Source organism: Nitrosomonas communis (assembly GCF_024102715.1).
GTDB classification, from domain to species: Bacteria; Pseudomonadota; Gammaproteobacteria; order Burkholderiales; family Nitrosomonadaceae; genus Nitrosomonas; species Nitrosomonas communis_B.
Window position 1 is genome coordinate 28960 of the sequence record NZ_JAGFJM010000140.1, and the last position, 23105, is coordinate 52064.

General features: G+C 47.5%; 19 protein-coding genes. 11 read left to right on the forward strand and 8 right to left on the reverse strand.

The features are described 5' to 3' along the window. Positions 1-111 precede the first annotated feature (111 nt). Both J5I83_RS13555 and J5I83_RS13560 read left to right on the forward strand, forming a co-directional pair. Positions 112-981 carry a phosphoribulokinase gene (locus J5I83_RS13555; protein ID WP_304057034.1) on the forward strand — a complete coding sequence of 290 codons (870 nt, stop codon included), beginning with the start codon at positions 112-114 and terminating at the stop codon, positions 979-981. Between the two features lie 71 nt (positions 982-1052). Beyond that, a complete protein-coding gene (locus J5I83_RS13560; RefSeq protein ID WP_304057036.1) occupies positions 1053-3290 on the forward strand; it encodes a UvrD-helicase domain-containing protein in 2238 nt (745 codons plus the stop codon). A 7-nt stretch (positions 3291-3297) separates the two neighbouring features. On the opposite strand, the gene J5I83_RS13565 is transcribed toward J5I83_RS13560, so the two are convergent. The 4 genes from J5I83_RS13565 to J5I83_RS13580 form a co-directional block, all read right to left on the reverse strand. Next, positions 3298-4089 (reverse strand): BPSS1780 family membrane protein, encoded by a 792-nt coding sequence (locus J5I83_RS13565; RefSeq protein ID WP_304057038.1) that lies wholly within the window; start codon positions 4087-4089, stop codon positions 3298-3300. A gap of 315 nt (positions 4090-4404) precedes the next feature. Further along, positions 4405-5358, reverse strand: a complete 954-nt coding sequence (locus J5I83_RS13570) for a homoserine kinase (RefSeq protein WP_304057039.1) — start codon at positions 5356-5358, stop codon at positions 4405-4407. A gap of 82 nt (positions 5359-5440) precedes the next feature. Beyond that, on the reverse strand, positions 5441-5824 hold the full coding sequence (locus tag J5I83_RS13575) for a DUF2782 domain-containing protein (RefSeq protein ID WP_304057041.1): 384 nt from the start codon (positions 5822-5824) through the stop codon (positions 5441-5443). Between the two features lie 52 nt (positions 5825-5876). Then, complete coding sequence (locus J5I83_RS13580) at positions 5877-6596, reverse strand: TIGR00730 family Rossman fold protein (protein WP_304057043.1); 720 nt, start codon at positions 6594-6596, stop codon at positions 5877-5879. A gap of 16 nt (positions 6597-6612) precedes the next feature. On the opposite strand from J5I83_RS13580, the gene polA reads away from it, so the two are divergent. The 3 genes from polA to J5I83_RS13595 all read left to right on the forward strand — a co-directional run bounded on the left by polA (position 6613) and on the right by J5I83_RS13595 (position 11042). After that, positions 6613-9348: a DNA polymerase I gene (gene polA, locus J5I83_RS13585; RefSeq protein WP_304057046.1), complete on the forward strand. Its 2736-nt coding sequence runs from the start codon at positions 6613-6615 to the stop codon at positions 9346-9348. A gap of 63 nt (positions 9349-9411) precedes the next feature. Then, entirely contained in the window at positions 9412-10719 is a 1308-nt protein-coding gene (pepP, locus tag J5I83_RS13590) for a Xaa-Pro aminopeptidase (RefSeq protein ID WP_304057048.1), read from the forward strand. After that, positions 10716-11042 carry a hypothetical protein gene (locus J5I83_RS13595; protein ID WP_304057050.1) on the forward strand — a complete coding sequence of 109 codons (327 nt, stop codon included), beginning with the start codon at positions 10716-10718 and terminating at the stop codon, positions 11040-11042. Before pepP ends, J5I83_RS13595 begins: the two co-directional genes overlap by 4 nt. 224 nt (positions 11043-11266) lie before the next feature. On the opposite strand, the gene J5I83_RS13600 is transcribed toward J5I83_RS13595, so the two are convergent. From J5I83_RS13600 to argH, 3 genes are all read right to left on the reverse strand, one after another. Continuing rightward, positions 11267-12793 (reverse strand): dynamin family protein, encoded by a 1527-nt coding sequence (locus J5I83_RS13600; protein WP_304057051.1) that lies wholly within the window; start codon positions 12791-12793, stop codon positions 11267-11269. A gap of 145 nt (positions 12794-12938) precedes the next feature. Continuing rightward, positions 12939-13850: a fructosamine kinase family protein gene (locus tag J5I83_RS13605; RefSeq protein ID WP_304057052.1), complete on the reverse strand. Its 912-nt coding sequence runs from the start codon at positions 13848-13850 to the stop codon at positions 12939-12941. Positions 13851-13853: 3 nt separating this feature from the next. Beyond that, on the reverse strand, positions 13854-15260 hold the full coding sequence (argH, locus tag J5I83_RS13610) for an argininosuccinate lyase (protein WP_304057054.1): 1407 nt from the start codon (positions 15258-15260) through the stop codon (positions 13854-13856). A gap of 403 nt (positions 15261-15663) precedes the next feature. Here argH and J5I83_RS13615 point away from each other — a divergent pair, with 403 nt between their 5' ends. Beyond that, positions 15664-16332 carry a hypothetical protein gene (locus J5I83_RS13615; RefSeq protein ID WP_304057056.1) on the forward strand — a complete coding sequence of 223 codons (669 nt, stop codon included), beginning with the start codon at positions 15664-15666 and terminating at the stop codon, positions 16330-16332. A gap of 49 nt (positions 16333-16381) precedes the next feature. Here the strand turns inward: J5I83_RS13615 and murA are convergent, their stop codons facing one another. After that, a complete protein-coding gene (gene murA, locus J5I83_RS13620) occupies positions 16382-17635 on the reverse strand; it encodes a UDP-N-acetylglucosamine 1-carboxyvinyltransferase (RefSeq protein WP_304057059.1) in 1254 nt (417 codons plus the stop codon). 118 nt (positions 17636-17753) lie between these two features. Here murA and J5I83_RS13625 point away from each other — a divergent pair, with 118 nt between their 5' ends. The 5 genes from J5I83_RS13625 (at position 17754) to J5I83_RS13645 (ending at position 22993) form a co-directional block, all read left to right on the forward strand. After that, positions 17754-18143 carry a RidA family protein gene (locus tag J5I83_RS13625; RefSeq protein ID WP_304057061.1) on the forward strand — a complete coding sequence of 130 codons (390 nt, stop codon included), beginning with the start codon at positions 17754-17756 and terminating at the stop codon, positions 18141-18143. A gap of 62 nt (positions 18144-18205) precedes the next feature. After that, complete coding sequence (recG, locus tag J5I83_RS13630) at positions 18206-20272, forward strand: ATP-dependent DNA helicase RecG (RefSeq protein ID WP_304057064.1); 2067 nt, start codon at positions 18206-18208, stop codon at positions 20270-20272. A 133-nt stretch (positions 20273-20405) separates the two neighbouring features. Then, entirely contained in the window at positions 20406-20768 is a 363-nt protein-coding gene (locus J5I83_RS13635; RefSeq protein ID WP_304057067.1) for a DUF1428 domain-containing protein, read from the forward strand. A 191-nt stretch (positions 20769-20959) separates the two neighbouring features. Then, complete coding sequence (locus tag J5I83_RS13640) at positions 20960-21391, forward strand: VOC family protein (protein WP_304057069.1); 432 nt, start codon at positions 20960-20962, stop codon at positions 21389-21391. Between the two features lie 72 nt (positions 21392-21463). Then, positions 21464-22993, forward strand: coding sequence for an efflux transporter outer membrane subunit (locus J5I83_RS13645; RefSeq protein ID WP_304057072.1), 1530 nt, complete (start codon positions 21464-21466; stop codon positions 22991-22993). Positions 22994-23105: the final 112 nt, after the last annotated feature.

Consider the following 23105-nt stretch of genomic DNA (forward strand, 5'->3'; position numbering starts at 1 on the left):
CTGCGTTCCGTTTGCTCTTGGGCCGCTCGCTGCAATTTTTATAAATCCTGTGGCGGAGAGATCATCGGCAAATTTCACATTATTATTTATATTTAAGGAGATAGTAGCAAAATGTCGCAAAAACATCCCGTTATTGCCGTGACCGGCTCATCCGGTGCAGGCACTTCCACGGTTAAGAATAGTTTTGAACATATTTTCCGCCGGGAAAAATTGAATGTCGCCATCGTGGAAGGGGATAGTTTCCACCGCTACGACCGGGAAGCCATGAAAAATGCGGTAGCAGAGTCAGAGAAAAGTGGCGGGCGCCTGATCAGTCATTTTGGCCCAGAAGCGAATGAATTTGAGAAACTGGAAACTTTGTTCAAGGAATATGGCGAGACCGGCTCGGGTATGACCCGTCTGTACTTGCATAATGAAGAAGAGGCTGCACCTTACAATCAAAAGCCTGGTACTTTCACGCCTTGGAAGCCGATCGTAGCGGGCACTGATCTTTTGTTCTATGAGGGCTTGCATGGAGGAGTCAAAAGTGATACTGCAGATGTGGCAAAATATGTGGATCTGCTGGTAGGTGTCGTACCCATCGTCAATCTTGAGTGGATACAGAAAATTCACCGCGACACCAGTGCGCGCGGCTATTCAACAGAGGCAGTAACGCAGACTATTTTGCGCCGTATGCATGACTATGTGCACTATATTACACCCCAGTTCTCACGCACGCATATCAATTTCCAGCGCGTGCCGACCGTCGATACCTCCAATCCTTTTATTGCGCGTGAGATTCCAACACTGGATGAAAGTCTGGTGGTCATCCGTTTTCGTGATTACAAATCTGTGGATTTTCCGTTCCTGTTGAACATGATTCATGATTCATTCATGTCGCGCCCCAATACCATTGTTGTACCGGGTGGTAAAATGGGTATGGCTATCGAATTGGTTTTGACGCCATTGATCCTGGATTTGGCTGCAAAGAGTAAAAAATAATTTCTGAATCCCTGCCTGGATTTGTTCTCAGGCAGGGTGTACTAGCAAACTGCAACACTGCCTTCTGAGTTATGACTTCCTTTCTTTCTGGATTGAATCCGGAACAACTTGAAGCTGTCACATTACCGTATCAGTCAGCACTGATCTTGGCCGGAGCAGGTAGTGGTAAAACACGGGTGCTGACAACACGTATCGCTTATCTGATTCAATCAGGGCAGGTCAGCCCTAATGGTATTCTCGCTGTTACGTTTACCAACAAAGCAGCCAGAGAAATGATAGTGCGTATTGCTGCAATGTTACCCATCAATACAAGAGGAATGTGGATCGGCACTTTTCACGGTTTGTGCCACCGCATGCTGCGCGCGCATTACCAGGAAGCCGGATTACCAAAAACTTTTCAAATCCTCGATATGGGTGATCAGCAGGCGCTGATCAAACGGTTAGTGAAGGATCTGGCCGTGGATGAAAAAGCACTTCCTCCCCGGCAAATCCAATGGTTCATCAATCATGCTAAAGAAGAAGGACAACGTACTGCGCACGTGAACGCGTATGACAGTTTTACGCGCAAGATGCTCGAATGTTATCGCGTATATGAAACAGTGTGCATGCGGGAAGGCATTGTTGATTTTGCCGAATTGCTATTGCGTTGCTATGAATTGCTGACTGATAACATCATTCTGCGAAATCATTACTGTGATCGCTTCAGCCATATTTTGGTGGATGAGTTCCAGGATACCAACCGGCTGCAATACCGGTGGCTTAAATTACTGGCTGGTGTGGGCTCGGCAAAACCTGCTGCTGTCTTTGCGGTAGGCGATGATGATCAAAGCATCTATGCCTTCCGCGGCGCTTATACTGGTAATATGCAGGAATTTGAGCGGGATTTTGCTGCCCCAAAAATTATTAAACTGGAACAAAACTACCGTTCCCACGGCAATATTCTGGCAGCAGCGAATGCGTTGATCGCGCATAACCGCGGGCGTCTTGGCAAGAATTTGTGGACTGCTGAAGGACGCGGCGAACCTGTGCGCGTGTATAACGCCATGACGGATATTGAGGAAGCAACCTTTATCGTTGACGAGATCAAGGCATTGCATGCGGACGGCGTTGCGCTTTCCGATATCGCCTTGCTATATCGATCCAATGCCCAGTCACGCGTGCTGGAACATAGTCTGTTTAATGCCGCATTGTCTTACCGGGTTTATGGTGGCATGCGCTTTTTTGAACGCCAGGAGATCAAACATGCACTTGCCTACCTGCGATTGATCGCGCATCCTGACGATGATCAGGCGCTGTTACGCGTGATCAACTTTCCGTCGCGTGGCATTGGCGTGCGTAGCCTGGAACAATTACAAGATGCGGCTGCCTTACATCAGACCAGTTTATGGGCGGCAGCCCTCAACAAATGTGGTGGCGAGGCAACTACTATTTCTGATGAGACTAAAGCAAAAAAAGGTCTGCCGAATTTTGTGGCGCTGATCATGACTATGCAGCGTGCATGCGCTGATTTGCCCTTGCCTGAGATTATCCATCACGTGCTGGTGCATAGTGGATTGTTGAGCCACTATGGTACGGAACGTGAAGGGGCGGAACGGCTAGAAAACCTGAATGAATTGATCAATGCAGCAACCAGTTTTGTGCATGAAGCTGAAGATGACAGTCTCGTGGCATTTCTCTCGCATGCTTCACTTGAAGGAGGAGAACACCAGGCAGACAATTATGAAGATGCACTGCAACTTATGACTGTCCATGCAGCCAAAGGGCTGGAGTTTCACTCGGTGTTTCTGAGTGGCCTGGAAGAAGGGCTGTTTCCCCATGAAAATAGCCGCAATGAAGCCGATGGCCTGGAAGAGGAGCGGCGTTTGATGTATGTGGCGGCAACGCGCGCGCGGCGGCGGTTATATTTGAGTTTTTCGCAGAGCCGTCTGCTGCATGGACAGACACGCTACAATGTGCCTTCGCGGTTTATCAAAGAAATTCCTGACGATCTGCTGAAGTGGCTGCAACCGAGAGCAAAAGTTAACAGCGGATCTTATCATGTTGGCAGTGAGCAGGCAGGTTTTAGTAAAGGCACAAGTCAATGGAATCAACCTGCCACCGGCATGGAAGCAGCAGGAAGATTGACGTCAGCACCGTTTGAGGGGTCTGGCTGGCGCATCGGACAGAATGTTTCACATGCAAAATTTGGCACCGGGGTCATCATTAACTATGAAGGGCAGGGTACTGATATGCGCATCCAGGTTCAATTCAATCGCGCCGGAACCAAATGGCTTCTGCTGGAGTATGCCAAACTGACACCGTTGCAATGAAGATCAATCAGTCACGAGGTGGCTGGTTACTTTCAGTATCTTTCTCTGTTGTTTCCTCGGCAACCTCCTTGTCGACAGGCAGTGTGGATTCAGTCCGGAAAATATCCTGATAACTAACATAGATTGATGCGAATACGGTAGGAAGCCAGATGAGGAGTCCCAGTCCGTAAGGCATGATGGCAAGCACGCCCAGGATAATGAGGATGATGGCATAGATCTGGAAGGGGATGATATTTTTCAGGCAGGCGAAAAAACTTTTCCGTATGGCAATCATCGGTGGCATATTCTCAAACATCACTAACAACGGCGCAAACCAGACCGACATCATCAGTGGAACCGTTAATGCCAATCCGGCTAAGGATGCAGACAAGATATTATCCATGACTATCATGAGCTCTTGCTCATCGAATCTTTTTCCATAAAGCAGCATGTCAACTAGGGCGCTTCCACCTATCATCATGAACACGCCGATTATCAGTACCTGTCCGATCAGGTAAAACCCACCAACCGTAATCAACGGGATCGCATTCTTTCTAAAACCGACAAACAAATGGCCAAGTTCTAATTGATCGCCATGTTCCAGACTTCTGCAACCTGCCATGATGCCTGCCATGAAAACCGGGGAAATAAGTGTGAAAATAAATTTTCCCAGCAGGGGAAGAAGCTCGAGTGTTGCGGCGATTAATATTAGTGTGAAGCACAGCAGTATCCATATAAACGGGGACAGCCGGAATAAATAAAAACCACTCAGGATCCATTGCAATCCTTGTCTACCACGAACTTGTTGAGCTTCTATCAATTTGTTCTCTCCAATAAATTTTGTAACGGGTCATTTGGCGTATGGATCGAATCACTGTCCAGCGGTGTTTAGCGGTATTCTGGAGCTGTGCCGATTAAACCCAGGTTCTTCAGTTGATGCCTATTCTGGTGTTAACATTATGAATATTCTAACCTTTACAACAATTTCCACCTTTGCCTTGCGGCCGTCATCACACCGTCCTCGTCCAACTAAAATCTAGGTTAAAACGGAGGATGCCGGAACAGCATGCTCAAAGCAGTATATCCATTTATTCTCTGTTGCTTTCTGGTGAGCTTATTTTAATCGATTAATCGATTAATCGACCCAGATTTGCATTAACCTGGCATGATTAGTCAGGTGATATTTCAGAATTTCTCTGAAATGTGCCGGATCTTTCTTGTGAGTGAGTTCTCCTTCCCGCGGCAGATAATAATCATACAAGCGTGATATCCAGAAACGCAATGCGCCAGCGCGCAGCATTTGCGGCCATGCCGTGCGTTCCATGCTGACGAGGGGGCGTATACAGTGATATGCCGACAAAAGTACGTGTGCGCGCATTTCATCGAGCGTAATATCCTCAGATATGCACCAGTCATTGATTGTGATAGCAAGATCGTACAAGAATGTGTCATTACATGCAAAATAGAAATCGATGATGCCGCCGATCGATGTATCAGTAAATAACACATTGTCACGAAATAGATCAGCATGAATCACTCCCTGCGGCAGGGTCTCTGTTCGATGTAATGATTGGAATTGCAGCTCTTCCCTAAGCAAGGTTTGTTCTTCGCTGGCAAGAAACGGCATCACCTCTATTGCCGCAGCATGCCACCATTTTAAGCCGCGCGGATTTGCCATCTTTACGGGATAAGACAAGCCAGCCAGGTGCATTCTGGCTAGCATGCCACCAATTTCAGCGCATTGTTCGAAAGTGGGATGTGTCAGCGATTTGCCAGGTAAAAATGTAACGATACTGGCTGGCTTACCATTCAATTCGCCCAGCAGCTTCTGTTCGCGCGTAGCGATTGGATTGGGACACGGAATACCTTGATGCGATAAATGTGCCATCAGATTGAGGTAGAAGGGCAACTCTGCAGTAGTCAGTTTTTCAAACAACGTCAGAATATATTTGCCAACCGCGGTGGTAACGAGATAATTGGTATTTTCAATACCGGATGAGATACCTTGCAGATCGATCAGGGTGCCGAGCGGATAATCTTGCAACCAGACAGCGAGTTGTTCCTGGGTGACCGGAGTAAAGACAGACATGAATGAACAGATAGAAAAAGCGTCAATAGATAGATTTAAGCCTCACGTAGCGATTATTTTCTCCGTACTGGTGGCGTGAGTCTCAAAATCTGTAAAGCTCCCACATTGGGACGTTCACCCCATAACCTTCAAGATCACCTCGATGGGGCTCACCGACCGGACTCCGCTTATTTAGCAGGTAGAAGGGCTTGCCGATGCGAGGGATGACCTTAATCATATATAACTGGCCATTGACCCGGTATTCTTCCACAGTTTCTTCTTTACCCTTGATAATCGTCACTTGCGGTTCCAGTGCTGGATCGCCTCCCAGATCAGGCAGATCGGGCAGTTGCGGTTCCTCGTCAGGTGCTAAATCAGGCAGTTCTGGAGGTGATTGCGGGTCTTTGGGGTGCTGATTGGATTGTGCAGATACTGACAGCGTAAACCAAATAGCACACAAAAATAGAATAGTCTTTATGGGCTGCATGCAGGTTCCTGGCGGTTGGTAGCGTTCATTCTATCTGAAATAAAGTGGATTGTTACAAATTGAGCTGAATTTCTCTTTCAGCAGGTGTGGGTTCAAAGCCAGAGGTTTCATAATATTGAAAGATTGCATTGACGATTTCAGCTGGTTCATCAATGACCTGAATCAGATTCATATCTTCCGGGGAAATATAACCTTCATTGATAAGCACCTGCTGAAACCAGTCGAGCAGACCTCGCCAGAAATCCGAACATACTAAAATAATGGGCATTTTTCTCGTTTTGCCTGTTTGCACTAGTGTTAACGCTTCCATCAGCTCATCTACCGTGCCAAATCCACCAGGCATAACGACATAAGCTGTCGCAAATTTGACGAACATGTATTTTCTAGCAAAAAAATGGCGAAATGATTGACTGACATCCTGATAAATATTACGGTGCTGCTCATGCGGAAGCTGGATATTAAGGCCCACACTGGGAGATTTGCCAAAATACGCACCTTTGTTGGCAGCTTCCATAATGCCTGGACCGCCGCCAGAAATCACCGAAAAGCCCGCATCCGACAATTGCCGTGCAATGACTTCAGTTAATTTATAATAGGGGTGATCTGGCTCGGTACGCGCGCTGCCGAATATGCTGACTGCCGGCTGGATATATTCCAAACGCTCTGTACCTTCGACGAACTCTGACATGATGCCGAATACACGCCATGACTCTTTTATTGACCAAGGTTTTTCCAGAGACTTGATACCGCCCAATTTTTCTTGCAAGCTCATAGAGGTCCTTTTCTAAATGAAAACGCTTTTGTTAGTTGATGGTTCATCTTATTTGTACCGTGCTTTTCATGCATTACCCGATTTACGTAACCGACAGAATGAACCAACTAGCGCAATTTACGGTGTGCTTAACATGCTACGCCGCCTGCACAAGGAATACCATGCAGATTATAGCGCGTGCGTGTTTGATGCAAAAGGCAAAACTTTTCGTGATGAGATTTACCCGCAATATAAAGCGCACCGCCCTTCAATGCCGGCGGATTTGTCTCAGCAAATTGCACCATTGCATGAATGCATCGAGGCGATGGGCTGGCCTTTGCTGATCATAGAAGGGGTTGAGGCGGATGATGTGATCGGGACACTCGCTAAAAAAGCGAATCAGGCAGGCATGCAATGCATTATTTCCACAGGTGATAAAGATATTGCACAGTTGGTTAATTCTGATATCAAATTGATTAATACCATGAACAATGAGATGCTGGATGAAGCGGGTGTGCAGAAGAAATTTGGTGTCGCTCCTGCGCAAATACTCGATTACCTGGCATTGGTGGGAGATAGCACGGATAACATTCCAGGCGTTGAGAAAGTAGGACCGAAAACGGCAGTGAAATGGCTGGCACAATATGGTGCTCTGGATAATATCATCGCACATGCCAATGAAATAGGCGGAGTTGTCGGAGAGAATTTGCGCAAGGCAATACCTTGGTTGCAGATATCTCGTACCTTGCTGATGATTAAGTGTGATGTGGCACTGCCGCTTGATTTGCATGACTTGGTCATGAGGCCGCAAAATACGCAAAAGCTGGTGATGCTCTTTGACCAGCTGGACTTTAAATCATGGTTGCGGGAGCTGCAGCAAAATGGGCAGTTAGGTGCTGCTCATTCAGATCCTGCGTCAGCGGCCGATCAGCAACGTAAAATAGCGCACTTGCCTGGAGGAGAGATTGCGTCTGCTTATGAAACCATTTTCACAGAGGAACAGCTCGAACAATGGTTGGTGCGCTGTGAGGCGACTCCGCTGGTTTCGCTCGATACTGAAACGACCAGTTTGAGCCCGATGCAGGCGCAACTGATAGGAATTTCATTATGCATTGAGCCCGGCGAAGCAGCTTATTTGCCGCTCGCGCATCGCTTTCCCGGCGCGCCGCAGCAATTGGATATCAGTTTGGTGTTAAGTAAAATGAAACCCTGGCTTGAGAATCCGGCAAAATTGAAAGTCGGACAGAACCTGAAATACGATAAGCATGTTTTTGCCAATCATGGCGTCAGTCTGAATGGTATTGTCCACGATACGCTGCTGCAGTCTTATGTGCTGGAATCCCATCAATCGCATAACATGGATAGCCTGGCATTACGTCATTTGGGGATAAAAACGATTACCTATGATGACATAACTGGTAAGGGCGCCAGCCGGATTGGCTTTGATCAGGTAATGATTGAGCAGGCCACCTGTTACGCGGCAGAAGATGCTGATATCACACTGCAATTGCATCAGTGCTTGTACCCTAAAATTGAAAGTCAGACGCAACTTGATTATATTTATCGTGAGCTGGAGCTACCACTGCTGAATGTATTGTTTCAGATTGAGCGTAATGGCGTGCTGCTGGACGTGGCGCTTTTGCATGCGCAAAGCCGTGAGCTGGAAACACAGTTGCTGGCGCTGGAACAACAGGCTTATTTGATTGCTGGACAAGCATTCAACTTGAATTCAACCAAGCAAATCCAGGAAATGCTGTTTAACCAGCTTAAATTGCCGGTCCTCAAGAAAACACCCAAAGGCTTGCCATCGACCGATGAAGACGTGTTGCAACAACTTGCGCAAGATTATCCGCTGCCCAAGCTGCTGCTTGAATACCGGGGTTTGGCTAAACTCAAGTCGACCTATACTGACAAATTGCCGTTAATGGTAGATGGCAATACCCGGCGAGTGCATACCAATTATGCACAAGCAGTTGCTGTCACCGGCCGGTTGGCGAGCAATGATCCAAATTTGCAAAATATTCCGGTACGCAGACAGGAAGGTCGACGTATTCGTGAAGCATTCATAGCACCTGCTGGTTGTCGTATTATTTCGGCGGATTATTCCCAGATTGAGTTGCGCATCATGGCGCATATTTCCCGGGATGAAGGATTGCTTAAGGCATTTGCTGCGGATGAGGATATTCACCGTGCCACCGCAGCCGAAGTGTTTGGCGTAGCGGCGGATCAAATTGATCAAGAGCAGCGCCGCTACGCCAAGGTGATTAATTTCGGACTCATTTATGGTATGTCGGATTTTGGCTTGGCAAACCAATTAGGAATTGAACGCAGTGCCGCGCGCGTTTATATCGACCGTTATTTCGCCCGTTATCCCGGGGTGGCTGATTATATGCAGAGAACCCGGCTGCAGGCCAGGGAAAAAGGCTATGTCGAAACTGTCTTCGGACGCCGCTTATGGCTGCCGGAAATCAACAGTTCCAATCACAATCGCAGATTGGGTGCGGAACGTGCTGCGATCAATGCGCCTATGCAAGGAACAGCAGCAGATATCATTAAACTTGCCATGATTGCCGTGCATGACTGGCTGCTAAAGGAAAAAATGGGAAGCAAGCTGATTATGCAGGTTCATGACGAATTGGTGCTGGAAGTGCCGGATGAGGAAGTAGACATCATAAAAAACAGATTGCCGTACTTAATGGAGAATGTCAGCAAACTAAATGTGCCATTACGCGTCGAAGTGGGAGTGGGTGATAATTGGGAGCAGGCTCATTAATCTTCAGGAAAATGGTCATTTTGCGTTGCTTTTGCTGTTATTTCCTGTAAAAATCAAACCATTATGAATCAGATCAAAACTTTTAGCGATCGACGGTCGCACTTACTATCGCAAATGCAGACAGGTGTTGCCATCATTGCAACTTCGCCTCTAAGAATCAGAAACCGGGATGCGTTTTATCCCTATCGCTTTGATAGCTATTTTTATTATCTCACGGGCTTTGATGAACCTGAGGCGGTACTGGTCATGATTGCTGCGAATAGTCAGGGAAATGCGGAACAAATCCTGTTTTGCCGGGAAAAGGATAAGGAACGTGAAATCTGGGATGGCTTTCGTTACGGCCCCGATGCGGCACGGGAAGCGTATGGTTTTGATGCTGCTTACCCCATCGCCAAATTGAACGAATGGATACCGAAATTACTTGAGAATCAGCCAACCGTCTATTCCATGTTGGGGCAGGATGCGGGATGGGATGCATGTCTCATCAGCTGGATCAATCGTGTGCGGGAGCAAGTGCGAAGTGGTGTATCCGCACCCAATGAAATACGCGATGTGCGCCATATTCTGGATGAAATGCGCTTGTTCAAAAGCGAGGAGGAGCTTTCGCTTATGCGTCATGCCGCCAGGATTTCTGCTGGCGCGCATTGCCGGGCAATGCAGAAAGTCAAGCCAGGCATGTATGAATATGAGATCGAAGCTGAGTTATTGCACGAGTTTCGCCGGCATGGCGCGCAGGCGCCTGCCTATTCACCCATTGTGGCAGGGGGCGCCAATGCGTGCGTATTGCATTACATCGAAAATAGTGCGCAGCTTAATTCCGGTGATTTGCTGCTGATCGATGCCGGCTGCGAATTTAACGGTTACGCCGCCGATATCACGCGTACTTTTCCGGTAGATAGAAGATTTACCTCGGCGAAAAAAGATGTTTACCAGTTGGTGCTTGCGGCGCAAATGGCAGCAATCGCAACGGTGCAACCGGGCAATAGTTGGGATAGGCCCCATCAAGCTGCTTTACAGGTGCTTGCTCAGGGACTGATCGATCTGGGTCTTTGCCAAGGCAGCGCAGATGCAGTAATTGAGTCAGAAGATTACAAACGTTTTTATATGCACCGTACCGGCCACTGGCTGGGATTGGATGTGCACGATGCAGGAGAATATAAACAGAATGGTCAGTGGCGTTGTTTGTCAGCCGGGATGACTTTGACGGTGGAGCCAGGATGTTATATTCGGCCAGCGGATAATGTGCCGCAGCATTTCTGGAATATCGGTGTGCGTATCGAGGATGACGTGGCAGTGACAGCTGCCGGTCATGAAGTGTTGACTGTTGCCGCACCTAAAACGGTGGAGGAAATTGAGGAGTTGTTATCATGAATGATGAGCACAGAAAAATCATCATTAGTAGAATTTATCGACAGACGGGGCCGTTACCAAACGAACCCATTTCTCCATTGCAACGCTGGTTATTTTACTTAGCGCTTATTCCAGTGCTTATCGGCCTACTGATTCTGGGTGTGTTCTTTTTTTCGATTTTTCTTGCTCTGTTTGTGATCATCGTTGCTGGTATAGGAATAAGATTCTGGTGGCTACGACACAAACTGCAAAACTCCACTCGATTTGATGAGCAAGAGAAGCGTGTTGACATTGAAGATGCCGAGATTATTGAAACCAGAACCAACAAACCCGGCCATAGGTAAAGTAACTTTGCATAAAGTAATCTCGAGGTAGTAAACGTACTGCCGGAATCTACAACAGGAAAAGCAACGTGGATAATTGAGCGTGAGCGCCTGGAGTGTATTGAGTGCTTGTTGCGTTTTTGCGAAAGCAACCCCCGGTTTTGCCGGGGGTATTGATTTAGAGTCTGCTATTAGAAAAATAAGACTGATTTCTTAGTCTTAATAGGGCTGCCTTGGTTGAATTATTATTCTTGTCGTGACTGTTCGGTTTTGGTTTCAGTCGCGGCTACACTTTCGGCAGTGGATTCCTCTTCTTCAGTTGCAACCTCAGCTTTGCGGCCAGATGGATTGGTAAATTGATCATTCAATGACTGGATATAATCATTGGCTTCATTCTTGACCTGGTTAAGTATCAGTTGGTTGGTCGCATTCCAGCCAGCCGGTTTTTGTAAAAACATGGGCCGATAGGCTGCGGTGCTTTTAATGAAGGCCTGTGTATATTGCTGACAGGCGGTATGATCATGACCAAATTCCGCGGGAAGTTTCCGGATGATGCTGTTGGCAGCTTTGCTACGGACGGTAAAATGAATATAGCCAATCACGCCTAGTAACAAGGCAAGCATCACGAGTGAAGATGTTTCACATGCCATGATATTTTCACCAAATGTTTTCAACAGATTCCAGCTGTCGGTTTGGTATAAAACCAAGCCGCTTAGAACCAGCAGCATGCTGAATAAAATGCTGTCAAACAGGATTACACGCTTTTTCCAGCTGTGCAGCATGCTGGTAAGCTTGTGAATAGTCTGATTCTCAATAGTTTCTGCCGTTTGCTCAAGCATGCCGGCGATGCGATAAGATCGCTCAACTTCGATTTGCTGCATGCGCGTATTGATCTCTGCCATATCTTCATCACGTTTTTTCTCGTAACGTTCTTTGATTTGTGCATCGCCAATCGGAGATGCTGCGTCAGGATTATAAATCCGGTAAAACTTACCCGCCAGTAAGCCTGCTTGGGCCAGGGAACGTTGCCAGGCAGAGACAACTTCTTCTGGATTGTCTTCTTTGGCGGTGATATCCATTTGGTTGAGGATATAAAGGAATTTATTTGAGTCTGCACGATTAATTGTGCCTGCCACCAGATATTCCAGGGTATCTTTCATAGCGCCTGGTTCGGGGTGACGTGCATCAAAGAATACGAGTACCAAATCAGATAAATCAATGATATGTTGGGTCAGCCGCAAAGTGGAGTTACGCTGACTGTCTGCATCGAATCCAGGAGAATCGATCATAATCTTGCCGCGGATTTTTTCGGAAGGGCATGTTTTTAGCTGAATATAAGCATCGATACGCTGCGGTCCAGCTTCTGAAATTTCTGTAATACTGCGGCTGATTTGGTAAAAAGGAAAACGCGGATCAGCATCTAATGCGACACCAGGTAATGTCTTGATTTCATCGTCGCTGCTGTAGCAAATCACGGTGAATTTATCGTCGACTGCCTGATTGCCCGTACGTTGTAAATGCAGACCTAAATAGGAATTGATAAAAGTTGATTTACCCGCCGAAAAGGTTCCCAGGACAGCAATCATCGGCCACCAGGTGACATAGGTTGCATAAGATTCATTTCTGTCCAGCAAGCCGATATCTTGAGCTACACGATCTAACTTGCGAAAACTGTGAACGGCCTTAGTCAATACCGGATTATCGGGATGTTCTTCAGCAAGATGTTTTTCGAGGCTTCGCAGGCGCTTATAAATAGTTGAGCTTTGTGGCATAGCAATCCTTATTCAATTCGTTAAATAACAAAGAGTCTAATCAATTAGTCACTCTGGCTTTCAATCCTACTCTGATCTTATTCTATTGCGTCTATCATGCCTTTACAATCAGACACAAGAAATAGTGAAGCCTTGCATCACTACTTTAGGTTATTTCGGCAAGCAAGCTATCCAGCATTTGCTCTGCTTGACGCAGGTAGCCGCTGCCAAACAGGTTCAGATGATTCAAAATATGGTAGAGATTGTACAGTGTTTTGCGGGTAGAGTAGCCAGGATCAAGAGGATAGGCGTCTTGATAGCTTGCATAGAATTGCGCCGGGAATCCTCCAAAAAGCTCGGTCATAGCGAGATCGGCTTCACGGTCTCCATAATAGACGGCAGGATCAAATAATACGGGCTGTCCTGTTGTGTCAAAAGAATAATTACCGCTCCATAGATCGCCATGCAATAAGCAAGCGTTGATGTGAGATCCAGCGAAGAATGCGTCCAGATCGGCTATAAGACGCTCGCCGCGGGTTTGTAGTTTGCCGGTATAACCGTTTATGCTGGCAAGCTTAAGCTGATATTCCAGGCGGTTATGACGCCAGAAATGAATCCAGTCAGATGAACGATCGTTCTTTTGTAAGGTTGAGCCGATTGTATTGTTACGTATCCAGCCGAACTGATCGGAGAAAGTGCGATGCATGTTGGCCAAACTTAAAGCTAATGCATCGGCATGCTGATTGGGGGTATGTCTTAATTCCAGATATTCCAGCACTAACCATGCATTAAAATCATTACAACCGCAGCATTTTGGTTCAGGAACGCGCAAGGTATGAGAATTCTGTATTTCGCTAAGGCCAGCCGCTTCTGCTTCAAACATTGGCAAGCTGCTTGCTTTATTTAGTTTGACAAAATAGTACTGACCGCTACCCTGGATATGATAAGCCTCATTGATACAGCCACCGCCAATAGCGTTGATCTTTTCCAAAACAAAATGAGTGCCGAGGGAAGAAATCTGCTGGACGATTTCTGACCAGGGAGACTGTGAGGATAAATTACTGATCGATCGCATCATGATTTATTGAGTGGATAACTCCTGTCTTGCCTGCATAATCGCGGTGCGGACTTGCGCTGGCGCTGTTCCACCTGCATGATTGCGGCTTTTGAGGGAACCTTCGAGCGTCAGAATCGAAAAGATATCTTCTTCAATAGCGGCGGAGAACTGCTTCAATTCAGACAGTGCAAGCTCGCTCAAGTCACAGCTTTTATTTTCAGCAAAACGAACTGCTTGTGCGACGATTTCGTGTGCATCACGGAAGGGCAGGCCCTTTTTGACTAGATAATCTGCCAGATCAGTTGCCGTGGCATAACCACGCCTGGCTGCATGACGCATGACGTCATTATTGACAGTTATGCCAGAAAGCATCTCCGTATAAATACGCAGTGTGTCCATTAAAGTATCGACGGTATCAAACAAGGGCTCTTTGTCTTCCTGGTTATCCTTGTTATAGGCAAGTGGCTGGGATTTCATCAGCGTCAGCAGTGCCACCAGATGGCCATTGATACGTCCTGTTTTTCCACGGACCAACTCAGGAACGTCCGGGTTTTTCTTTTGCGGCATAATGGATGAACCGGTACAAAAACGGTCCGCAAGTCGGATGAAATTGAAGGCTGGACTCATCCAGATAATCAACTCTTCAGAAAAGCGCGACAGGTGCGTCATGATCAGTGCTGCGCAGGCGCAAAACTCTACTGCGAAATCACGATCCGATACGGCGTCCAGCGAGTTGCGGCAAATACCATCAAAACCAAGCGTTTGCGCGACCATTGCACGGTCAATGGGGTAGCTGGTGCCAGCCAGTGCCGCCGCTCCCAGCGGTAATTTATTGACACGCTTGCGACAGTCCAGCAACCTTTCTGAATCTCTGCATAACATCTCATAATAAGCCATGAGATGATGGCCGAATGAAACAGGCTGGGCTACTTGCAGATGGGTAAAACCCGGCATCACTGTTTCAGTATGTTGCTCGGCTAGATCCAATAAAGCTTGCTGCATTTTCCTGATGAGAGTGATGATGTCATCAATCGAGGCCCGTAGATAAAGCCTGATATCGGTTGCAACCTGATCATTACGGGAACGGGCAGTATGTAATCTTTTTCCTGCATCGCCGATGAGTGTGGTCAGACGTTTCTCGATATTAAGATGAACATCTTCTAACTCGATGTGCCAGTCAAAGCTGTTATTGCGAATTTCTTCTAGAATTTGACCGAGTCCGAGCTCGATGGCGGCCAGATCAACTGAGCTGATAACACCTACTGCTGCAAGCATTTGCGCGTGTGCCAGCGATCCCTGTATATCGTATTCAGCCATTCGTTTATCGAAATTAACTGAGGCGGTGTATCGCTGCACCAATTGAGAAACAGGTTCATTGAATCGCCCTGACCAAGTCTTGGCATTATTTTCCACTGCGGCTTTTTTCTCCATTTCGAATGAATATAATTGGATAGTTGTAGGGTTATGAAAGACGATATTCTAACCTAGAACCGTAATCGGCCGCTTAGTTGGAAAGCTAAGATCATGACATATAGCAGGATTCGCATCGCATGTTGCGCTTTATTGTGGAGGTGATTATGTGTCTCATGACGTCTTGCTTTGTAGCCGCATCACCGTGCTACTGATGCTGGAGAGTTTGGAATTTTTCCTATTGGCAAATTCTTTGTAATGGCCTCTGTTGTAGTTGTTTATCCAATCAAAAACAGAGTGATTCAATTTACAACATTCCTTTAGATCCCCCATACAAAATATTATGAACTTTTCTTTGCCTTCAATCCGGAATAGTGGATAATTGGAGCCTTTCTTTCCTGTCACATCAACAAGGAGCTATTTCATGACAGATCAGTACAAGCAAAATGAAGGTGAGCAAAGCGAAAAAAATAAAGTTGAGTGGGCTAAACCTGCCTCACTATTTAATATATTGGGCCAAAAATTTGCCCCAATTGCCAAGCTTCAGCATATGCAATTGCCCGCATGGTCACTTTTGGTTTTTCTAGGAATCATATTACTGGTTTTCGCCTGGAAACATATTGCGGTCAGTCAAGCTGAATCCCGTTTGGAAAAAGAGCGCACTGAAATGGCCCAGAATCTTGAAACTGAACGTGCCATCATTATTAGAAAAGCACGTGAGTATGCCGACAGCCAATATAACAAAGAAGAAGAACGTTTTGGCCAAGTTTTATCATGGGCAGTGCGTGGCGAATTGATTCGCAACAACCTTGATCAGGTCAGTCAATACCTGAATGAGTTGGTTAAACTGAAAGAAACGGAACGTGTCGTATTGATCAGTGAAGAAGGCAAACTGTTGGTATCGACCGATAAAAAACTGGAACAAGCAGAAGGGAAAGAAATCTATCCGGCTGAGGTTCTTCAGCAACGCAAAATTACCATCATGTCAGACGTCAATGGCAAGAAACTGTTGGTTGTTCCCGTCATGGGATTGAATGCGCGCTTGGCTACCGTGGTCATTAGCTATAAACAAGCAGCATTATCCGGTAGCTAATGCTTTAAATCCTGCTGATGCAACCCCAGTAAGCATTACTGGGGTTTTTTTAATTTATGCGCTCGATCTGGGCGCCCAGTTGCGATAACTTTTGTTCAATGCGCTCATAGCCACGATCAAGATGATAAATGCGGTCAATGACCGTTTCTCCTCGCGCTATCAATCCTGCTATTACCAGACTGGCTGACGCACGCAGATCAGTCGCCATGACACCCGCTCCATCAAGGCGGGGTATTCCATGCACGATGGCGGTATTGCCTTCCACTGTGATATCCGCATTCATGCGTTTCAATTCCTGAACATGCATGAAGCGATTCTCAAAAATTGTTTCAGTGATGATGGCGGTGCCACTCGCGACGCTGTTGAGCGCCATGAACTGGGCTTGCATATCCGTTGGGAAAGCAGGGTAGGGTGCTGTCCGCACGTTTACTGATTTGGGTGGCTTGTTCATGCTGAGATGAATCCAGCTTTTTCCTGAATTGATAGTGGCCCCTGCTTCGAGTAGTTTATTGATGATTGCATCCAGCGTATCTGGTCGGGCACCTTTAAGATAAATATCGCCGTTACTGGCGGTCACTGCTGTCAGGAAAGTACCTGTTTCAATACGGTCAGGCATGACATCATGTGTGCAACCATGCAATGCCTTGACACCTTGAATGGTAATGACATTTGTTCCTGCGCCTTCAATTTTTGCGCCCATTTTAATCAGGCACTGCGCCAGATCAATGATCTCGGGTTCACGCGCAGCGTTTTCCAGTATCGTTATGCCAGTAGCAAGCGTGGCTGCCATCATCAGATTCTCGGTACCGGTCACAGTGACGATATCCATCACGATGCGTGTGCCAGTCAGCTTTTTAGCTTTGGCATGAATATAGCCATGTTCGATCATGATTTCTGCACCCATGGCCTGTAAACCTTTAATATGCTGATCAACCGGCCGAAGGCCAATGGCGCAGCCACCAGGTAAGGAAATGGTGGCCTCACCCTTGTGGGCAAGTAGCGGCCCAAGTACCAGAATGGCGGCACGCATGGTCTTGACCATTTCATAAGGGGCGGTTGGATTGGTAAGATGAACAGCTGACAGTTCCATTCCTGCTTGATCGTTTGTTAAGATGGCCACGCCCATTTGCTGCAACAAATGCAGCATGGTCGAAACATCTTTGAGATCAGGGACATTTCTGAGTTTGAGTGTGTCGTTGGTCAGTAATGAGGCGCACAGTGCGGGTAGTGCTGCATTTTTTGCACCAGAAATGTTAATTTCGCCACTAAGCGGCTTACCGCCATGAATAACGAGTTTTTGCATGGATTTGTTTGGGTTATCAGAATTGCTGTAACAAAGAGAGGTGCATTGAAGTTTGACCAGGCGCCTAAATGAAAATTATTGACTGAAGCTATATTATCTTAATATTTGAGGAGATAAAATGAATAAACAAATTATCCAGACGACTGAAGCACCGCAAGCAATTGGCACCTATTCGCAGGCAATACGTGTGAGCGGGGGAGAGACGGTTTATCTTTCTGGTCAAATCGGTCTCGACCCCGTGACGATGCAGATGGTCGAAGGTATCGAGTCACAAATTGAACGTGTCATACATAATATGAAAGCGGTTGCAGTGGCAAGCGGCGGCGGTTTGGGTGATATCGTCAAATTAAATGTCTATCTGACGGATCTTGCCAATTTTGCCAAAGTCAATGAAATCATGGCCAATCATTTTAGCCAGCCTTATCCAGCGCGGGCAGCGATCGGCGTGGCAGCGCTGCCGCGCGGTGCGTTGGTTGAAATAGATGCAGTGATGGTGTTACCTAAATGAAGGGTGATAGCGTAGGCCATTCAGGCAGAAAGAGCATAACGAAGGATAATTAAGCGACTCACTTGAACACGCTCAAGAGCAATCCTTTTTCCTGGATCAATCAGCCACTGCAGCAAAAGCTGGTCAAGTTGGGTATACACAATGAATTAGATCTGCTTCTGCATTTACCCCTTCGCTATGAGGATGAGACTCGGCTTTACCCCATCAGAGACATTCCTGAAGGTAAAACTGTTCAGATCGAAGGGGTGATCGTTGATTGCGAGATTATCACCCATCCACGGCGGCAGCTGGTATGCCAGTTAAAGGATACCAGCGGCGTCCTTTTTATCCGCTTTCTTAATTTTTATCCAGCTCAAGTGAAAGCCTACTCGCCAGGGGTCCGGCTCAGGGTGCTTGGCGAAGTGCGTACTGGTTTCTTTGGCGCAGAGATGATTCATCCCAAATGCCGGTCTGTGCATGAGGAAGCGCCACTTGCTGATACCTTAACGCCTATCTACTCGACAACAGCCGGTGTTGCGCAATCAACTATCACCAAACTGATTCAACAAATTTTAAGAGATAGCCGTAACACTGATTTCTTAGCAGAAACACTGCCAGAAACGATATTGACGCAGTATCAGCTGATAGGATTTAGAGAAAGTATCTGGCTACTACATCAGCCTCCTCCTGATATCGCCATGGGGTTACTGCAAAATCGCACTCATCCAGCCTGGCGCCGCATCAAATTTGATGAGCTATTAGCGCAGCAATTATCCATGCGCATGCATTATCGTCAGCGGCGAAGCTATCGGGCGCCCGTTTTGCAGGAGAAGAACCATTTGACGCAGGCACTGCTCGCATCGCTTGCTTTCGATCTGACTGATGCTCAAAAAAAAGCACTGACTGAAATCAAACGCGACCTTTCTGCTGCGAATCCCATGCAACGACTGTTACAAGGTGATGTGGGCAGCGGCAAAACGATTGTGGCTGCACTGGCGGCTTTGCAGGCGATTGAAAACGGTTATCAGGCCGCCGTCATGGCGCCAACGGAGATACTTTCTGAGCAGCATTATCAAAAATTTCTATCCTGGTTCGCACCGCTCGGTGTCACTGTGGCATGGTTGTCTGGGAGCCAGACAAAGAAGCAGCGTGCGCATGAATTGACAGAAATTGCGGCGGGTAATGCCATGCTGACTGTGGGGACGCACGCCTTGTTTCAGGAGCAAGTCCAGTTTTCCCGCTTGGGGCTGGTAATTGTCGATGAACAGCACCGTTTCGGCGTTCATCAACGCTTGGCCTTGCGCCTCAAAGGCAGTGAGACAAACTGGCTTCCGCATCAATTGATGATGAGCGCAACACCCATCCCGCGCACGCTGTCGATGAGTTATTATGCTGATTTGGAAGTATCGGTCATCGATCAATTACCGCCGGGTAGATTACCGGTGATCACTAAATTGATCGATGAAAGCCGGCGCAGTGAAGTGGTTGCCCGTGTCCGGGAGGCATGCCATGCAGGCAAACAGGCTTATTGGGTCTGTCCCTTGATCGAAGAATCCGAAGCTCTGCAGCTTAAAACAGCAGTTGAAACCTATACAGTGCTCAGCCAGACTTTTCCAGATTTAAAGGTCAGCCTGGTACACGGACGGCTGCATGCACAGGATAAATCAGCCATCATGACTGCATTCAGCCAGGGAGAGATTCAGCTGCTGGTTGCGACCACCGTGATTGAAGTCGGTGTCGACGTACCGAACGCTTCGCTAATGGTGATTGAGCATGCGGAGCGAATGGGATTGTCACAGCTCCACCAACTGCGTGGCCGTATCGGCCGCGGCAGTGAGGTAGGGATATGTGTGCTGCTATACCAGCAACCATTATCTCAAATCGCACGGCAGCGGCTGCGCATCATTTTTGAGCATACCGACGGTTTTGAAATCGCCCGGCAGGATCTCAGACTGCGCGGCCCGGGAGAGTTTCTGGGTACCCGCCAGAGCGGCATACCGATGCTGCGCTTCGCTGATGTGCAACAGGACATGGATTTGCTTGAGGCTGCACGGACTGCCGCTGAATACCTGTTGCATGACTATCCTGCAGCTGCTCAGCGTCATCTGCAACGCTGGTTGGGGGAGAAGAAAGAGTATTTGCGGGTGTAAGGGAGGCTAAGGATGTGCCTGACGCAGCACGCACTTGGGTACAGCGGCGGTGGTGCAGGCTTTACAGCTATATAAGTCAGATAAAATGGACTTTTTCGCTCAAATCACTATTATTTAGCAAGGAGATCATGGTATGAGCAACTATGTAGATGGATTCGTGATTCCGCTTCCGAAAGACAAAGTTAATGATTACAAACGCTTGGCTGAGCAAGCGAGCCAGATCTGGAAGGAGCACGGCGCGCTCGATTATTGGGAATGCATTGGTGACGATTTGGAAGTGAAAGATATGGTTTCATTTAAGAAGCTAGCGGGTGCCGGTCCGGATGATACTGTAGTATTTGCTTGGGTCGTGTTCGAATCGCGTGAGCATCGCGATGCTGTCAACGCCAGGATTATGACTGATCCACGAATCAAGGAAATGTGCGATCCATATAATCAGCCATTTGATTGCCAGAAAATGGCATACGGCGGCTTCAAGACACTGGTGCATGCTTGAGCAAGCGTATTTCGGCGCTGCATATTCGGGAAAGGGGATTTATTCCATTTCTAAAACAAAATAAAGAGAAGGCGAGCTGCAGACAGTATAAACAATATGACAAGCAAAAGCCGGCAAAGTAAGTTTTGATTTAGAATGGGAATGACTTGCCACAGCCATCGCTTGCCTAATCTTAAATTCAAGGAACTGCCATGCCAAACACAATAATCCAACCTTATTTGTTCTTCGGCGGGCGCTGTGAAGAAGCGCTTGATTTCTATCGTACCGCACTTGGTGCACAAGTGGAGATGCTGTTGCGCCACAAAGACAGTCCTGAACCTCCACCGCCTGGCATGCTGCAAGCAGGCTTTGACAACAAAATCATGCATGCTGCTTTCCGCATCGGTGGCAGTACACTGATGGCTTCTGACGGCTGCCAGGAAGGCGCAAACTTCGGCGGTTTTTCTCTGTCGCTGACTGTGCCGGCAGTAACCGAAGCTGAGCGTGCTTTTGCTGTACTCGCCGACGGGGGTCAGGTACAGATGCCGTTGACCAAGACATTCTGGTCACCTTGTTTTGGCATGGTTACTGACCGCTTCGGCATCAGTTGGATGATCAATGTGGCAGCTGATTCCCCTCAATAAGACATATAAGTGACAGAAACATGAAATAATTCAGGTTGTGACGTTTTACAGTGAATATTAATAGGAAATGGCATGTTGTTGCAGCTAAACCGTTCTCATCGTCGAATGACGGCAGTTACTTTGGTTATCGTCTTTAAACTGATGGACGTGATCAGGTGGACTTTTGCTGAGTGTAGCAAGGAATTATTCATGGCCTGCCTGATAGGAATGAAGCGCTATCGCTGCTGCTTGCGCACAGTGTCCTTGCTTCCATTCCTATTGATTGCATCTTGTGCCATGGGGCCTGATTACTCGCGGCCTCACATCGATCTCGCTGACAATTTTCGTATGACTCAGACGGAAGGGCAATCTATTGCCAATCTTCCCTGGTGGGAGCTTCTGCACGATGAAGAACTGCAACGACTGATCAATCATGCACTTCAAGAGAACAAGGATCTCAAGCAAGCTGTAGCGAGCGTTGAGGAACTACAGGCTCGTCTAAATACCGCACGCATGGATTTCGTCCCCAAAATCGATATAGAAGCTAATGCGCCCGCACTTGGTACGCTTGGTGGATTTCTTCGTCCCGGATTTCCGACGCCTTTCAATTATTACGGACAGGCAACGCTCAATTGGGAACTGGATATCTGGGGGAGGATACGCCGCGCCAATGAAGCGGCGCGTGCGGATCTGCTTGCGCGCGAGGAAAACCGGCGCGCTATCATTCTAACGCTGGTTAGTGCAGTAGCGCAGTCCTATTTTGATCTGTTGCAATTTGATATGCAGCTGGATATCGCCCGGCGCGCACTTTTTTCGTGGGAAGAATCGGTGGCCATCTCGCGCGCGCAGCTGCAAGAGGGGGTCATTTCCCGCCTTGACCTGGATCAATTCGAGGCTGAGCGTGCCAATGCGGCTGCGCGGGTGTCTGAACTGGAGCGGTTAATGGTCCAGAAAGAAAATGAACTCAGTGTATTGCTGGGAAGAACGCCGTTACCGATTGTGCGCGGGCGTTCTCTGACAGAGCAGGTTGTACCACCTGAAGTACCGGCTGGTTTACCTTCCGAATTATTGCAACGGCGCCCTGATATTCTTCAGGCTGAACAAAACTTGGCGGCTGCTACTGCCAGAATCGGGGTGGCCAAAGCAGAGCGGTTTCCCAAGCTGTCATTGACCGGTTTTCTAGGTGTGGCTAGCCCATCGCTATCTAATCTATTGCTCTCTGATAGCGATTTTGGTGTAGGCGGAATCGGATTGGCGGGTCCGCTGCTGAACGCACAAAGCCTTGGTTTTGAACAGCGGGCTGCAGAAGCGCGTGCGAAACAAGTATTGGCGCAATACGAGCAAACTATTCTGGTTGCATTCAGGGAAGTGGAAGATGCGCTGGTGGCTATTCGTACTGCCAACGATCAGCGCAAGGCGCAGCAACAACAGGTCGAGGCGTTGCGTTCAGCTTTGCAGGTAGCTGACCTTCGTTATGAAGGGGGAATTACCAGCTATGTCGATGTGCTTCTTGCCAAGCGCACTCTGTTCGATGCTGAATTTGCGCTCATGGCAACACACCGCCTTCATCTGGTTTCTGTTGTCCAGCTCTATAAAGCCTTGGGTGGTGGCTGGATGCCATAATGATCAATTTTTGTCATCAATATTTACTGCTAGAAAATCTCTTTGCGAGCGAGCCACTAATATCCACTTCTTCAGGGAGTGGAGTTTTCAGTAGAACGTTAATTATCGTATA

Coding starts and splice junctions, on each gene's coding strand:
- J5I83_RS13555 (WP_304057034.1), top strand. CDS start 112: ATGTCGCAAAAACATCCCGTTATTGCCGTGACCGGCTCATCCGGTGCA.
- J5I83_RS13560 (WP_304057036.1), top strand. CDS start 1,053: ATGACTTCCTTTCTTTCTGGATTGAATCCGGAACAACTTGAAGCTGTC.
- J5I83_RS13570 (WP_304057039.1), bottom strand. CDS start 5,358: ATGTCTGTCTTTACTCCGGTCACCCAGGAACAACTCGCTGTCTGGTTG.
- J5I83_RS13575 (WP_304057041.1), bottom strand. CDS start 5,824: ATGCAGCCCATAAAGACTATTCTATTTTTGTGTGCTATTTGGTTTACG.
- J5I83_RS13580 (WP_304057043.1), bottom strand. CDS start 6,596: ATGAGCTTGCAAGAAAAATTGGGCGGTATCAAGTCTCTGGAAAAACCT.
- polA (WP_304057046.1), top strand. CDS start 6,613: ATGAAAACGCTTTTGTTAGTTGATGGTTCATCTTATTTGTACCGTGCT.
- pepP (WP_304057048.1), top strand. CDS start 9,412: ATGAATCAGATCAAAACTTTTAGCGATCGACGGTCGCACTTACTATCG.
- J5I83_RS13595 (WP_304057050.1), top strand. CDS start 10,716: ATGAATGATGAGCACAGAAAAATCATCATTAGTAGAATTTATCGACAG.
- J5I83_RS13600 (WP_304057051.1), bottom strand. CDS start 12,793: ATGCCACAAAGCTCAACTATTTATAAGCGCCTGCGAAGCCTCGAAAAA.
- J5I83_RS13605 (WP_304057052.1), bottom strand. CDS start 13,850: ATGATGCGATCGATCAGTAATTTATCCTCACAGTCTCCCTGGTCAGAA.
- argH (WP_304057054.1), bottom strand. CDS start 15,260: ATGGAGAAAAAAGCCGCAGTGGAAAATAATGCCAAGACTTGGTCAGGG.
- J5I83_RS13615 (WP_304057056.1), top strand. CDS start 15,664: ATGACAGATCAGTACAAGCAAAATGAAGGTGAGCAAAGCGAAAAAAAT.
- murA (WP_304057059.1), bottom strand. CDS start 17,635: ATGCAAAAACTCGTTATTCATGGCGGTAAGCCGCTTAGTGGCGAAATT.
- J5I83_RS13625 (WP_304057061.1), top strand. CDS start 17,754: ATGAATAAACAAATTATCCAGACGACTGAAGCACCGCAAGCAATTGGC.
- J5I83_RS13635 (WP_304057067.1), top strand. CDS start 20,406: ATGAGCAACTATGTAGATGGATTCGTGATTCCGCTTCCGAAAGACAAA.
- J5I83_RS13640 (WP_304057069.1), top strand. CDS start 20,960: ATGCCAAACACAATAATCCAACCTTATTTGTTCTTCGGCGGGCGCTGT.
- J5I83_RS13645 (WP_304057072.1), top strand. CDS start 21,464: ATGTTGTTGCAGCTAAACCGTTCTCATCGTCGAATGACGGCAGTTACT.